The following is a 13,637-nucleotide window of genomic DNA, read 5'->3' on the forward strand; positions in this document are numbered from 1 at the left end:
CCGCTCGAACCCCCGATCCGCCGCCGCTCCAACCGCCGATCCACCTCCGCTGTAGTTTCACCCCATGCCCGCCCACCTCGACCCCCGTCTCCTGCGCGCCTTCGTCACCGTCGCCGAGGAACTGCACTTCACCCGTGCCGCGGTGCGCCTCCACCTGGCGCAGCAGGCGCTCAGCCGGGACGTGCGGCGGCTGGAGCGGGAGCTGGGTGCCGAGCTGTTCGTGCGGACCACCCGGCAGGTGAGCCTCACGCCCGACGGGGAGCGGCTGCTGCCGTACGCCCGGCGGGTGCTCCGGGCGCAGGACGACCTGCTCGCCGCCTTCGACCAGGCCCGGCCCCTGCTGGTGGACCTCAACTCCCCGGGCCTCGCCACGCCGCGCCGCGTCCTGCACCTGGCCCGCGAACTCGCCCCGGAGCACGAACTGATGGCCCGCTACGAGAGCGGCCTGACCGGAGCCGCCGGCGAACTGCTCGCGGGCCGGCTGGACGCCTCGTTCGGACGGTTCGCCGGGCTGGACCCGGCGCTGCGGGCCGGGCTCGACCGCCAGCCGGTGCGGTACGAGCCGATGGCCGTCGTCCTGCCCGAGGACCACCGGCTGGCCGGGCGGGCGCGGGTGCGGCTCGCCGAACTGGCCGGCGAGACCGTCTACGCGGGCGCCGGCAACGCCCGCACGCCGGAGTGGACCGGCCTCGCGCGGCTGCTGTTCGAAGGGCGGGGCATCGAGATCGCGCCACCCGCGCCGCTGGCCGTGGGGGAGGAGGAGTTCCAGCGGGTCATGGCCAGAACGCGCCATCCGGTCCTGGCCGTTGTGGGATTTCCGGCCATGCCGTCGACGGTGTCACGGCCCCTGGTCGACCCTGTCCCGATGTCCCCCGTCTCGCTGGTGTGGCGCAGGGGCCTGACCCACCCCGCGATCGACGCCCTGCGCCGGGCCGCGGCCCGGCTCGCGGCGGAGGAGGGCTGGCTGCGGCGGCCCGCCGGGACGTGGCTTCCCGCCGGTGACGATGTCCTCATGAGGTCTCGCGACCGAAACGATTCGACACGGCGTCCACACACAACCTCCGCGTGCGCTACATTCGACGCCTGAGCACGGTGTGGTAATAGGGGGGCGCTCGGGCGGGCGAGGGGGCCCGGCCCGACGACGGGTGCTCAGGTCGTACGCGCACCTGAACCATCCCGTGGGGGGAAGTGCGTACGCGTGACACAGTGGCGAGAAGACGCCCAACCCGAGTGGCCCGAGGCCGCGACGGCCACCGGTGAAGTCCCCGCGGACGGCAGAGGCCGGGACCGGAGAGTCACCCAGGTCTTCCCCGGCGACGTCCGGACGACCGACCGCCGGCGGCCCGACGCGACGGAGATACTGCGCGGGATCCCGCGGCAGAGCGAGGGGGAGGCCGATTCGCTCGCCCCGGGCACCGGCCCCCGGACCACCGTCCGCGACCCGTGGCGGGAGCCGGAGGAGACCGACCCGTCCGGGCCCGGACGCGACGCCGCCGCGCACACCCACGACCCGCACGAGGTCACCGTCCAGCTCGACGCCGTTCAGCTCGGCGACGGTTTCGTACGGCAGGTCAAGGAAGGCACCGGCGCGGGCCCGGCCGCCGCCGACCGGCCCGTCTTCGTCGACGAGTCCGGCCGCCGCAGCCGCCGCTTCCGGCGGATCGGCATGGTCATCGCCCTGGCCTGCGGCGTCTACGCCGTCGTCATCGTCGCCACACTGCTGTCGGGCAACTCCAACGCGCCCTGGCTGCCCGTGCCGAGCAAGAAGGAGGGCCCGCCGGCCGGGCAGGTCGACACCCCGCCGCTGCCCGCCGAGTCGGCCCCGGCCGGCGGCACCGGCGCCACCGCCCCGGGCAGCACGCCGACGACCGAAGAGGTCACGGCCCCCTCGCCCGGCCCCAGCGCCCTCGAACCCGCGGCCACCGCCGGCGCCGGCCGTACCGGCACGGCCGCCGACCCCTCGCCGACCGCGGCCCGGACCACCCCGGCCCCGGGCACCGGCGCGACCGACCCGGCCCCGAGCAAGCCGGCGAACCCGCCGACCCCGCCCGTGTCCTCCCCGACGCCGACCGGCGGCACCACGCCCGAGCCGCCGACCGAGACCACGGGCACCGGCGGCGACGGCGGCACCGTCGCCGACGGACCGGCCGCGACCCAGCCGATCGCCCAGACGCCCGCCGCCTAGGCCCTATCGCCCAAGGCTCAGGGGATCTCCGCACCGTCGCGCCCGTCCCGCGACGCCTGGCGCGCCGAGAGCACACCAGACGCCGCAGGGCCCGCCCTCCGGGCGGGCGATGCGCCTGAGCGGCCCCCAAGGCCACCCGTACCGACCGCCTGCCCGGGCGTGCCCGGCATGCCGCACGCCCGTCCCCCGCACGACCGTCCCCGCACCCCCCTCCCCGCACCACCCGGAGTACCACCACCCATGGCATCCCGTACCAGCCGTCCCGGGCCGGCGCCCCGAGCCCGTGGCGGCTCCAGGCGACGCCGCCTGCCCCTGCGCCTGCTGCTGCCCCTGCTCGTCCTCGTCGCGCTCATGGCGATGCTGATGCTGCGCGGCTACGTGCACAGCGAGATCCTCGCCGACCACCGCGTCGGACCGCCCGCGGCCAACGACCGCGTACCGCAGGACATCCTCAAAGGCGGGCCCGTCATCGACACCCGGGACGGGAAGCCCGCCAGCCTGGAACTCCCCGACCACGAACTGGTCCTGACCTTCGACGACGGCCCGGACCCGAAGTGGACGCCCCAGGTCCTCGACGTGCTGAAGAAGCACGACGCCCGGGCCGTCTTCTTCATCACCGGCACCATGGCCTCCCGCCACCCGGACCTCGTGCAGCGCATGGTCGACGAGGGCCACGAGATCGGGCTGCACACCTTCAACCACCCGGACCTGTCGCTGCAGAGCAAGAGCCGCATCGACTGGGAGCTGTCGCAGAACCAGCTCGCGCTGGCCGGAGCCGCCGGCATCCGGACCTCGCTGTTCCGCCCGCCCTACTCGTCGTTCGCGCACGTCATGGACAACAAGTCCTGGCCGGTGACCGAGTACATCGGCAGCAAGGGCTACATCACCATCGTCAACGACACCGACAGCGAGGACTGGCGGCGGCCCGGCGTGGCGAAGATCATCAGCAATGCCACGCCGAAGAACGGCGAGGGCGCCATCGTGCTGATGCACGACTCCGGCGGTGACCGCTCCCAGACCGTGGCCGCACTCGACCGGTTCATCACCGGGCTGCAGGACCAGGGCTACCGCTTCGACACCCTCACCGCCGCCCTGGACGCCCCCAGCGCGCATACCTCGGTCGCCGGGCTGGAGTCGATCAAGGGCGAGGCGTGGGTCTTCCTGGTGCAGGCCTCCGAGAAGACGACCGGGATCCTCGTCGCCGGGCTCGCCGTCGTCGGCGTGCTGGTCTTCGGGCGTCTCGGGCTGATGCTGATCCTCTCCGTCGCGCACGCCCGCCGTGTGCGCCGCCGGGACTTCAGCTGGGGCCCGCCCGTCACGGAACCGGTGTCGGTGCTGGTGCCCGCCTACAACGAGGCCAAGTGCATCGAGCAGACGGTCCGTTCCCTGGTCGCGAGCGACCACCCCATCGAGGTGCTGGTCATCGACGACGGCTCCAGCGACGGCACCGCCCGCATCGTCGAGAACCTCGGCCTGCCCGGCGTACGGGTCGTCCGCCAGCTCAACGCGGGCAAGCCCGCCGCCCTCAACCGCGGGATCGCCAACGCCCGCCACGACATCATCGTGATGATGGACGGCGACACCGTCTTCGAGCCGACCACCGTCCGCGAACTCGTCCAGCCCTTCGGCGCCCCTCGCGTCGGCGCTGTCGCCGGCAACGCCAAGGTCGGCAACCGCGACTCGCTCATCGGCGCCTGGCAGCACATCGAGTACGTGATGGGCTTCAACCTCGACCGCCGCATGTACGACGTGCTGCGCTGCATGCCCACCATCCCCGGCGCGGTCGGCGCGTTCCGGCGCAGCGCCCTGGAACGCGTCGGCGGCATGAGCGACGACACGCTCGCCGAGGACACCGACATCACCATGGCCCTGCACCGCGACGGCTGGGACGTCGTCTACGCGGAGAAGGCCATCGCCTGGACCGAGGCCCCCGAGTCCGTGCAGCAGCTCTGGTCCCAGCGCTACCGCTGGTCGTACGGCACTATGCAGGCCATCTGGAAGCACCGCCGGGCCCTCGTCGACCGCGGGCCCTCGGGTCGCTTCGGCCGCGTGGGACTGCCGCTGGTGTCGATGTTCATGGTCGTGGCGCCACTGCTGGCCCCGCTGATCGACGTGTTCCTGCTGTACGGGCTGGTGTTCGGCCCGACCGAGAAGACCATCGGCGCCTGGCTGGGCGTCCTCGCGGTACAGGGCGTGTGCGCGGCCTACGCGTTCCACCTCGACAAGGAACGCATGACCCACCTCATCTCCCTGCCGCTCCAGCAACTCCTCTACCGGCAGCTCATGTACGTCGTCCTCCTCCAGTCCTGGATCACCGCCCTCACCGGCGGCCGGCTGCGCTGGCAGAAGCTGCGGCGCACCGGCGCGGTGGGGCTGCCCGGGGGCGGAAGCGCCGCGCCGCAGCAGCAGATGGACGGGAGGCCGGTCGCATGACCACGGCTCCCGCGACGACCGAGGCTCCGCAGCAGGAGCAGGCCCCGTCGGCCCGCCCCGGACGCGATCGCTACTTCGACCTGCTGCGCGCCCTCGCCCTGTTCCGTGTCGTGCTGTACCACCTGACGGGCTGGGCCTGGCTGCCGCTGGTGTTCCCGTCGATGGGCGTGATGTTCGCCCTCGCCGGCAACCTCATGGCCCGCTCGCTCAAACGCCCGGCCGTGCGGGTGATCCGCGGCCGGCTGCGGCGGCTGCTGCCCCCGCTGTGGCTGCTGGGCGTCGTCGGCGTCACCGGCATGGTCCTCCAGGGCTGGGGACCGGACGCGGACGGGCACCCCGGCTGGTGGTGGCTCCACCTCACCTTCTGGATCGTGCCGTTCAGCGACCCGCCGTACGCCGAGGGACTGCCCGGCGTGCCCGGCATCATCGGCGAGAACTGGGCCGCCGACCTCGCGGGCCCGCTCTGGTACATCCGCGCCTACCTCTGGTACGTGCTGCTGTCCCCGCTGCTGCTGAAGGCCCTGCGCGCCCTGCCGGTCGTCACGCTGTCCGCGCCGATCGTGCTGGCCGTCGCCTTCGAGCAGGGCTGGATCACGCTGCCCGGCGAGCGGATCCCCTCGGCGCTCACGGACTTCTCCACCTTCGGCGCCTGCTGGATCCTCGGCATGGCCCACCAGGAGGGCATCCTGCGGCGGCTGCCGCGCTACATCGTCCCGTCCGTGGCGCCCGTCATCGCCCTGGCCGGCCTCTGGTACGCGCTGCGCCACGACTTCGGCACCGGCAACGACCTGGACAGCATGCCCCTGGCTCAGGCCCTGTGGTCCTTCGGCACCGTGCTGTTGCTGCTGCACGTCAGCCCGTCCTGGTCCGAGTGGCCGGACCGGCTGCGCCGCTGGGCCGGGCCGATCGCCCTGCTCAATTCCCGGGCCGTGACCATCTACCTGTGGCACAACACCTGCATCCTGGTCGCCGCCACGCTGTGGGACCACCTGTGGGGCTTCCCCGTACTGGAGCAGAACGTCCCCGGTCTGCTGGAGAGCCCCTGGCCGGTGCTGGTCCTGGTCTGGGTGCTCATCGGCGGCTGCGTCCTGGCGTTCGGCTGGATGGAGGACCTGGCGGCGAAGCAGAAGCCGCGGTTGTGGCCGAAGGGCGAGCCCCGGGTGAGAAAGCGACGGTGAGGGAGCTCCGACAGCGCAGCCGACCGCGGAGCCTCCCGCCCCCACGGCGCCCAGCCCCGCCCCCCAGAACCCGTCGTATCCTCAGCAGAACCCTCACAGACAGCCCCCGCGGCGCTGACGAAACCGTCGGAACCTCTCATCCCGCCCGGACGCGGGGTGAGAGCAAAGTTCCCTCGCGGTCACTCGATGGCACAGGCAGGAAACGCGCCCTCCCTACCTTCGGGATCAGTCACTCGAGGTACGACCGAGTCCTGGAGCACAGTGGAGGCGTCATGACAGGCCCTGGCACGGCACCCGCACCCCCGAGCAGGGGCGGACGCTGGATCCAGCACTGGGATCCGGAGAACGAGACCTTCTGGCAGGAGACGGGAGAGAAGATCGCCCGCCGGAACCTCTTCTTCTCCGTGCTGTCCGAGCACATCGGCTTCTCGATCTGGACCCTGTGGTCCGTGCTGGTGCTCTTCATGGGCCCGGAGTACGGGCTGACCCCGGCCGACAAGTTCATGCTGACCTCGATGGTCACGCTGGTCGGCGCGGTCGTCCGCGTCCCCTACACCTTCGCCGTCGCCATCTTCGGCGGACGCAACTGGACGATCATCTCGGCCGCCATGCTGCTGATCCCGACCGTCGCCGCGTTCACTGTGATGGAGCCGGGCACCAGCTTCTCCACCTTCCTGCTCGTCGGCCTCCTCGCCGGCGTCGGGGGCGGCAACTTCGCCTCCTCCATGACCAACATCAACGCCTTCTTCCCGCTGCGGAAGAAGGGCTGGGCCCTTGGCCTGAACGCCGGTGGCGGCAACATCGGCGTCCCGGTGATCCAGCTGGCCGCGCTCGCGATCATCGGCGCCGGCGGCGGGCCGCGCGTGCTGCTCGGGGTCTACATCCCGCTGATCGTCGTCGCCGCCGTCATGGCCGCGCTCTTCATGGACAACCTCGAGAACGTCAAGAACGACACCGGTGCCGCCAAGGACGCCGCGCGGGACGCCCACACCTGGATCATGTCCCTCCTGTACATCGGCACCTTCGGCTCCTTCATCGGCTACAGCTTCGCCTTCGGCCAGGTCCTGCAGAACCAGTTCGGACGCACCCCGCTGGAGGCGGCGTACGTCACCTTCATCGGCCCGCTCCTCGGCTCGCTGATCCGGCCCCTGGGCGGCTGGCTGGCCGACAAGTACGGCGGCGCGAAGATCAGCCTGTGGAACTACGTGGCCATGGGCGTCGCGACGGCGATCCTGATCGGTGCCTCGATGGAGAAGTCGCTGGCGCTGTTCACGGTGGCGTTCGTGGTGCTGTTCGTCCTCAGCGGGCTCGGCAACGGCTCGACGTTCAAGATGATCCCGGGCATCTTCCAGAACAAGGCCCTCGCCAGGGGACTGAAGGGCGAGGAGGCCGCGGCCTACGGGCGCCGGCTCTCCGGGGCCTCCATGGGCCTGATCGGCGCGGTGGGCGCGCTCGGCGGTGTCGGCATCAACCTCGCCTTCCGCCAGTCCTTCCTCTCCTACGGCTCCGGCACCGGCGCGTTCGTCGCCTTCCTCGCCTTCTACGTGGTGTGCTTCGCGGTCACCTGGGCCGTATACCTTCGCCGTACAGCTCCCCGGGTACCCGAAACGACGGCGGCCTCGGAGACGAAGCCGCAGCTCAGCTACGCAAGGGTGTGACGTAACACCGCCGACATCAAGCCGATCCGGGCCTGTCACGAGCCGTTGACAGGCTCGATCGGCATGTAGGTACGCCGTACCCATGAAGTACGACGACTCGAGTGCGGGACGAGAGCCATGTACGAGGAAGAACAGCGACCGGACCACGGACCCCTGGCGGGTTTCACCGTGGGTGTGACGGCCGCGCGCCGGGCCGACGAGCTGGGGGCGCTGCTGCAGCGACGCGGTGCCGCCGTCCTGCACGCCCCCGCCCTGCGGATCGTGCCGCTCGCCGACGACAGCGAACTGCTGGCCGCGACCAAGGAGATCATCGAGCAGGTTCCGGACATCGTCGTGGCCACGACCGCGATCGGGTTCCGGGGCTGGGTCGAGGCCGCGGACGGCTGGGGCCTGGGCGAGGAGCTGCTGTCCCGGCTGGCCGGCGTGCGGATCCTGGCGCGCGGGCCGAAGGTGAAGGGCGCGGTCCGGGCCGCCGGGCTGACCGAGGAGTGGTCGCCGTCGTCGGAGTCCATGGCCGAGGTGCTCGACCGGCTGCTGGAGGAGGGCGTCGAGGACCTGCGCATCGCGATCCAGCTGCACGGCGAGCCGCTGCCGGGCTTCGTGGAGGCGCTGCGTGAGGGCGGCGCCGAGGTCGTCGGCGTGCCCGTCTACCGGTGGATGCCGCCGGAGGACCTCGGCCCGGTCGACCGGCTCCTGGACGCGACGGTGTCCCGCGGGGTGGACGCGCTGACGTTCACCAGCGCCCCGGCCGCGGCCTCCCTGCTCTCCCGGGCGGAGGAGCGCGGGCTGCTCCCCGAGGTGCTGGCCGCCCTGAGCCACGACGTCCTGCCGGCCTGCGTCGGCCCGGTGACGGCGCTGCCGCTGCAGTCCCGCGGCATCGACACCGTCCAGCCCGAGCGCTTCCGGCTCGGGCCGCTCGTCCAGCTGCTCTGCCAGGAACTGCCCGGGCGGGCGCGCTCGCTGCCCATCGCCGGGCACCGGGTGGAGATCCGCGGCCACGCCGTCCTGGTCGACGGCGACCTCAAGCCGGTGCCGCCCGCGGGCATGTCCCTCCTGCGCGCCCTGTCCCGCCGCCCCGGCTGGGTCGTCTCCCGCGCCGACCTGCTGCGCGCCCTGCCCGGATCCGGCCGCGACGAGCACGCGGTCGAGACGGCGATGGCCCGGCTGCGCACGGCCCTCGGCACGCCGAAGCTGATCCAGACGGTGGTCAAGCGCGGCTACCGCCTCGCCCTGGACCCGGCCGCGGAGACGAAGTACGCGGACGCGTGACTCCGCGCCGGGGTTCATCGGAATCGCGCCGGAGTCCGGGCGGTACCGCGCAGCGCGCCGCGACCGCCCGTCGCGCGGGGGGTTTCCCGCGCGCCGCTGGGCAGGCACTGTAAGAGGGAACGGTTTCGGCAGCCCTCTCACTGGCGTCTCACCGACCTAGGCGGTGACAGGCACATGGCACTGGGTACGGCCACGGCCTCCTGCGAGCTGCGGTTCGATGCCGGGCGGATCTGCCTGGACCTGCTCTCCACCACGCATCCGGAGGAGCGGCTGGACTCCGTGGACGTGCTGCGCGCCTGGATCACGGGCTCCGGACTCGTCCCGGCGGGCACCTCCCTCGCCCACATCGACGCAGGCTGGCTCGTCGCCTTCCGCGAACTGCGCGGCCAGATCGACCGGTTGGTGCGCGGCCGGCCGAGGCCCGGCGTCCCGGCGTACGACCTCGCCCTGGCGCGCGTCAACGACCTGGCCCGGACCGCGCCCCCGGCCCCGCGCGCCGTCCGTGACGAAGACGGCGATCTCGTACGGCGGTTGGACGGCCCGCCCGGCCGCGCGGCGCTGCTCGCGGCCGTCGCCCGGGACGCCGTCGATCTCCTCACCGACCCGGTGGCCCGGGCGGCCCTGCGCGAGTGCGAGGGCGACAACTGCCCGATCGTGTACCTCGACACCTCGCGGGGGCGCAGGAGGCGCTGGTGCTCCAGCGAGGTCTGCGGGAACCGCGAAAGGGTCGCCCGGCACCGTCGTCGCGCGGCACTCTCCCGCGCCTGAAACGCAATTGGGTGCCCGCTGCATTCAATTTCCCTGTCCTAATTGCGACTTCTGCGACCGTGCTGTCGAAGTGATTTCGATTACATGCCGTTTACCTACGGCCCCGTAGGGAAGGCGTGGCTTGAACTTGCCGATGTGGCGGAAATGTAAAGAACGCGGGGTGGGAATGTGACCGCATGTCCCCCTCGTCACGTCACTTCGAAGAAATCTGTCACGTCTCTTTGAACGCCCAACAGCTCGCGTCCGTACGGCATGTCGAGCGACCGACTGGGGGAACCCCCGGACATCGGAGGTGGGCGTGCGCAAGGATTCCGTCGTGGCCAATGAACGTGCACCGAGGGCCCGACATCGCATGTCCCAGCCCTCGGAACCCGACGAGGAGCTGATGCGTGCGCTCTATCGCGAACACGCCGGACCCCTGCTGGCGTATGTCCTGCGCCTGGTCGCCGGAGACCGGCAGCGCGCCGAGGACGTCGTGCAGGAGACGCTCATCCGTGCCTGGAAGAACGCCGGTCAGCTCAACAGAGCGACCGGATCGGTACGCCCCTGGCTGGTGACGGTCGCCCGGCGCATCGTCATCGACGGCCACCGCAGCCGGCAGGCCCGGCCGCAGGAGGTCGACCCGTCGCCGCTGGAGGTCATCCCCGCGGAGGACGAGATCGACAAGGCGCTGTGGCTGATGACTCTCTCGGACGCACTCGACGACCTGACCCCCGCGCACCGGGAGGTGCTCGTCGAGACGTACTTCAAGGGGCGTACCGTCAATGAGGCGGCCGAGACCCTGGGCATACCCAGCGGCACCGTCCGCTCCAGGGTGTTCTACGCCCTGCGTTCGATGAAGCTGGCACTGGAGGAGCGGGGGGTGACGGCGTGATGAGTGTTTACGGGGGTAACCAGGGGTTCGGTACGGGAGGCGTGGGTATGTCTGGACCCATGCAGGAGTCCCCGGTGCCGAACGAGCACGAGACCGTCGGCGCCTACGCCCTCGGCATCCTCGACGACGCCGAAGCGACCGCCTTCGAAGCCCACCTCGCGACCTGCGAATGGTGCGCCCAGCAGCTCGACGAGCTGGCCGGCATGGAGCCCATGCTCGCCGCCCTCGCCGACCTCCCGGGTTCCGGCAGCACACCCGCGATCGGCGAGTCGCTGTCCGCGAAGCCCAGGCCGCGCCTGGTGGAGAAGCTGGTCGACGAGGTCGCGGAGCGGCGCGCCCAGAAGCGCCGCCGCAGCTTCTACATGGTGGCCGCGGCCGGTGCCCTGATCATCGGCGGCCCCTTCGTCGCGGTCGCGACGAACGGCGGAGGCGGCGACAGCGGCGGCGCGGAGAACCGCCCGCTCGCGGCGAGCCCCGCCAAGGAGGCCTTCGACGGCATCTCCGACAAGATCTCCGCCACCGACCCGACCACCAAGGTCTCCGCGACCGTCGCCCTCCAGAAGAAGGACTGGGGGACCAGCACGGTCACGGAGCTGACGAACGTCAAGGGCCCGCTCAAGTGCGCCCTGGTCGCGGTCGGCAAGAACGGCGAGCGGGAGACGCTGGCCTCCTGGTCCGTCCCGGAGTGGGGCTACGGCCTCCCCGACGCCAAGACCGAGAAGGCCAAGCAGCCGCTGTACGTCCAGGGCGGCGCCGCCTTCGAGCCGAACGAGATCGACCACTTCGAGGTCGTGACCTTCGACGGCAAGCGGCTGGTCGAGGTCGACGCGTAGCCTTACCGGGTCCCCTTCGCGTACGGTGGACGGCTGCCCAGCACGTCAGAAGGGGGCCCGGTGGCCGCTCAGGCACCTCAGGAAACCGCGCTCGACTCCCTGAGAGACAGAGAGATCGACGTCGAACAGGAACATCTGGACCGGGTGTACCGGCGCCTCGAGGAGAAGATCCACGAGGCGGAGTTCCTCATGAACGACGCGGCCCAGCGCGGCCAGGTCGGCACGCCCGGCGCGCTCGCCGAGCGGGACGCGCAGGTCTTCCGGGCCGGCATCCACCTGAACCGGCTCAACAACGAGTTCGAGGACTTCCTCTTCGGCCGCATCGACCTGCTGCTCGGCAAGGACGGCAAGAAGGGACCCGACGGCGCGTACACCGCCGTCGAGCCCGCCGAGGGCGCCGTGCGCGAGGACAACACCGCCGACATCGCCGAGACCCTGCACATCGGCCGCATCGGCGTCCTCGACCAGGACTACGCCCCGCTGGTCATCGACTGGCGCGCCCCGGCCGCCGCCCCCTTCTACCGCTCCACCCCGGTCGATCCCGGCCGGGTCGTGCGCCGCCGGGTCATCCGCTCCAAGGGCCGCAAGGTGCTCGGCGTCGAGGACGACCTGATGCGCCCCGAGCTGACGGCCTTCCTCGACGGCCGCGAACTGCCCGTCATCGGCGACGGCGCCCTGATGGCCGCCCTCGGCCAGGCCCGCAGCCACACCATGCGCGACATCGTCGCCTCCATCCAGGCCGAGCAGGACCTGGTCATCCGCGCCCCCGCCGCCTCCGTCACGTACGTCGAGGGCGGCCCCGGCACCGGCAAGACCGCCGTCGCCCTGCACCGCGCGGCCTACCTCCTCTACCAGGACCGGCGCCGGTACGCGGGCGGCATCCTGATCGTCTCGCCGACCCCGCTGCTCGTCGCCTACACCGAGGGCGTCCTGCCCTCCCTCGGCGAGGAGGGCCAGGTCGCCATCCGCGCCATCGGCTCCCTGGTCGAGGGCGCCGAGGCCACCCTCTACGACTCCCCGGCCGCGGCCCGGGCCAAGGGCTCCTCGCGCATGCTCAAGGTGCTGCGCAAGGCCGCGCGCGGAGCCCTGGAGCTGAACGATTCACCGACCCGGCTGCGCGTGGTCGCCTTCGGCCGCCGCCTGGAGCTGGAGGCCGACGAACTGGCGGGCATCCGGCGCGCGGCCCTCGGCGGCACCGCCCCCGTGAACCTGCTGCGCCCCCGCGCCCGCAAGCTCCTCCTGGACGCCCTGTGGGAGCGCTCCGGCGCGGCCGGGCGGCACACCGACCCGGAGCTCGCCGCCGAGCTGCGCTCCTCCTTCGACGAGGACATCACCTCCGAAGACGCCTTCACCGCCTTCCTCGACGCCTGGTGGCCGGAGCTGACCCCGGCGGCCGTCCTCACCGCCATGGCCGACGAGCGGCGCCTCGGCCGCTGGGCCCGGCGGATCCTCAACCCCGGCGAGGTCCGCAAGGTCGCCCGCTCTCTGCGGCGTGACGGGTACTCCGTGCACGACATCGCCATGCTCGACGAGCTCCAGGCCGTCCTCGGCGCGCCCGCCCGGCCCCGCAAGAAGCGCGAACTCGACCCGCTGGACCAGCTCACCGGCCTGGAGGAGCTGATGCCGGTGCGCGAGGAGTCCCAGCGCGAGCGCGCCGAGCGACTGGCGGCCGAGCGCACCGAGTACGCCCACGTCATCGTCGACGAGGCCCAGGACCTCACCCCGATGCAGTGGCGCATGGTCGGCCGCCGCGGCCGGCACGCCACCTGGACGGTCGTCGGCGATCCGGCCCAGTCCTCCTGGTCCGACCCGGACGAGGCCGCCGAGGCCCGCGACGAGGCCCTCGGCACCCGCCCGCGCCGCCGCTTCGAGCTCACCGTGAACTACCGCAACCCGGCGGAGATCGCCGAGCTGGCCGCGAAGGTCCTCGCCCTCGCGATGCCCGGCTCCGCCTCCCCGAAGGCGGTCCGCTCCACCGGCGTCGAGCCGCGCTTCACGGTCGTGGAGGGCACCCTGGGCGACACCGTCCGGGGCGAGGCGGCCCGGCTGCTGGAGCGGGTCGACGGCACGGTCGGCGTGGTCGTCGCCATGCAGCGCCGCGAGGAGGCCCGCCGCTGGCTCGCCGGACTCGGCGACCGGGTCGTGGCGCTCGGCAGCCTGGAGGCGAAGGGCCTGGAGTACGACGCGACGGTCGTGGTCTCCCCGGCGGAGATCGCCGACGAGTCCCCGGCCGGCCTGCGTGTGCTCTACGTCGCACTCACCCGGGCCACTCAGCAGCTCACGGTCGTCTCGGCCGAGCGGGACGAGCCCGACGGAGCGGGCGTCCCGGACCTGCTCAGGGACTGAGCCGGGGTTACCCAGTTGTCGGCGAAATGAACTCCCGGTACGGGAATGGCCTTACGGGATCTGTTTGTTAGCCTGGATGTGGCACCGGCTCGA

The 13,637-nt window shown here is 72.2% G+C and carries 10 protein-coding genes; all 10 read left to right on the forward strand.

Going from position 1 to position 13,637, the window contains the following annotated elements; genetic code table 11:
• Positions 1-64: 64 nt before the first annotated feature.
• The 10 genes from ABZ948_RS07410 to ABZ948_RS07455 all read left to right on the forward strand — a co-directional run bounded on the left by ABZ948_RS07410 (position 65) and on the right by ABZ948_RS07455 (position 13,544).
• A complete protein-coding gene (locus ABZ948_RS07410) occupies positions 65-1,087 on the forward strand; it encodes a LysR family transcriptional regulator (RefSeq protein WP_359757986.1) in 1,023 nt (340 codons plus the stop codon).
• Positions 1,088-1,198: 111 nt separating this feature from the next.
• Positions 1,199-2,185, forward strand: coding sequence for a hypothetical protein (locus ABZ948_RS07415; RefSeq protein WP_359757987.1), 987 nt, complete (start codon positions 1,199-1,201; stop codon positions 2,183-2,185).
• A gap of 240 nt (positions 2,186-2,425) precedes the next feature.
• On the forward strand, positions 2,426-4,618 hold the full coding sequence (locus tag ABZ948_RS07420; RefSeq protein ID WP_359757988.1) for a bifunctional polysaccharide deacetylase/glycosyltransferase family 2 protein: 2,193 nt from the start codon (positions 2,426-2,428) through the stop codon (positions 4,616-4,618).
• The gene (locus ABZ948_RS07425; protein ID WP_359757989.1) at positions 4,615-5,796 is read left to right on the forward strand and encodes an acyltransferase family protein; all 1,182 of its coding nucleotides are present in this window, start codon (positions 4,615-4,617) and stop codon (positions 5,794-5,796) included. Before ABZ948_RS07420 ends, ABZ948_RS07425 begins: the two co-directional genes overlap by 4 nt.
• Positions 5,797-6,068: 272 nt before the next feature.
• A complete protein-coding gene (locus ABZ948_RS07430; protein ID WP_359757990.1) occupies positions 6,069-7,454 on the forward strand; it encodes a nitrate/nitrite transporter in 1,386 nt (461 codons plus the stop codon).
• Between the two features lie 117 nt (positions 7,455-7,571).
• Entirely contained in the window at positions 7,572-8,723 is a 1,152-nt protein-coding gene (locus tag ABZ948_RS07435; protein ID WP_359757991.1) for a uroporphyrinogen-III synthase, read from the forward strand.
• Between the two features lie 174 nt (positions 8,724-8,897).
• A complete protein-coding gene (locus ABZ948_RS07440) occupies positions 8,898-9,491 on the forward strand; it encodes a CGNR zinc finger domain-containing protein (protein WP_359757992.1) in 594 nt (197 codons plus the stop codon).
• Positions 9,492-9,843: 352 nt separating this feature from the next.
• On the forward strand, positions 9,844-10,365 hold the full coding sequence (locus ABZ948_RS07445) for a sigma-70 family RNA polymerase sigma factor (protein ID WP_010039908.1): 522 nt from the start codon (positions 9,844-9,846) through the stop codon (positions 10,363-10,365).
• Positions 10,365-11,198, forward strand: coding sequence for an anti-sigma factor family protein (locus tag ABZ948_RS07450; RefSeq protein ID WP_389624779.1), 834 nt, complete (start codon positions 10,365-10,367; stop codon positions 11,196-11,198). Before ABZ948_RS07445 ends, ABZ948_RS07450 begins: the two co-directional genes overlap by 1 nt.
• Positions 11,199-11,258: 60 nt before the next feature.
• The gene (locus ABZ948_RS07455) at positions 11,259-13,544 is read left to right on the forward strand and encodes a HelD family protein (protein ID WP_359757994.1); all 2,286 of its coding nucleotides are present in this window, start codon (positions 11,259-11,261) and stop codon (positions 13,542-13,544) included.
• Positions 13,545-13,637 lie beyond the last annotated feature (93 nt).

The organism is Streptomyces olindensis, from assembly GCF_040645895.1.
Classification (GTDB): Bacteria; Actinomycetota; Actinomycetes; order Streptomycetales; family Streptomycetaceae; genus Streptomyces; species Streptomyces olindensis.

Excerpts from the sequence above, each read along its gene's own strand:
- ABZ948_RS07450 (WP_389624779.1), top strand. The coding sequence starts at position 10,365 with ATGAGTGTTTACGGGGGTAACCAGGGGTTCGGTACGGGAGGCGTGGGT.
- ABZ948_RS07430 (WP_359757990.1), top strand. The coding sequence starts at position 6,069 with ATGACAGGCCCTGGCACGGCACCCGCACCCCCGAGCAGGGGCGGACGC.
- ABZ948_RS07410 (WP_359757986.1), top strand. The coding sequence starts at position 65 with ATGCCCGCCCACCTCGACCCCCGTCTCCTGCGCGCCTTCGTCACCGTC.
- ABZ948_RS07435 (WP_359757991.1), top strand. The coding sequence starts at position 7,572 with ATGTACGAGGAAGAACAGCGACCGGACCACGGACCCCTGGCGGGTTTC.
- ABZ948_RS07425 (WP_359757989.1), top strand. The coding sequence starts at position 4,615 with ATGACCACGGCTCCCGCGACGACCGAGGCTCCGCAGCAGGAGCAGGCC.
- ABZ948_RS07440 (WP_359757992.1), top strand. The coding sequence starts at position 8,898 with ATGGCACTGGGTACGGCCACGGCCTCCTGCGAGCTGCGGTTCGATGCC.
- ABZ948_RS07445 (WP_010039908.1), top strand. The coding sequence starts at position 9,844 with ATGTCCCAGCCCTCGGAACCCGACGAGGAGCTGATGCGTGCGCTCTAT.
- ABZ948_RS07420 (WP_359757988.1), top strand. The coding sequence starts at position 2,426 with ATGGCATCCCGTACCAGCCGTCCCGGGCCGGCGCCCCGAGCCCGTGGC.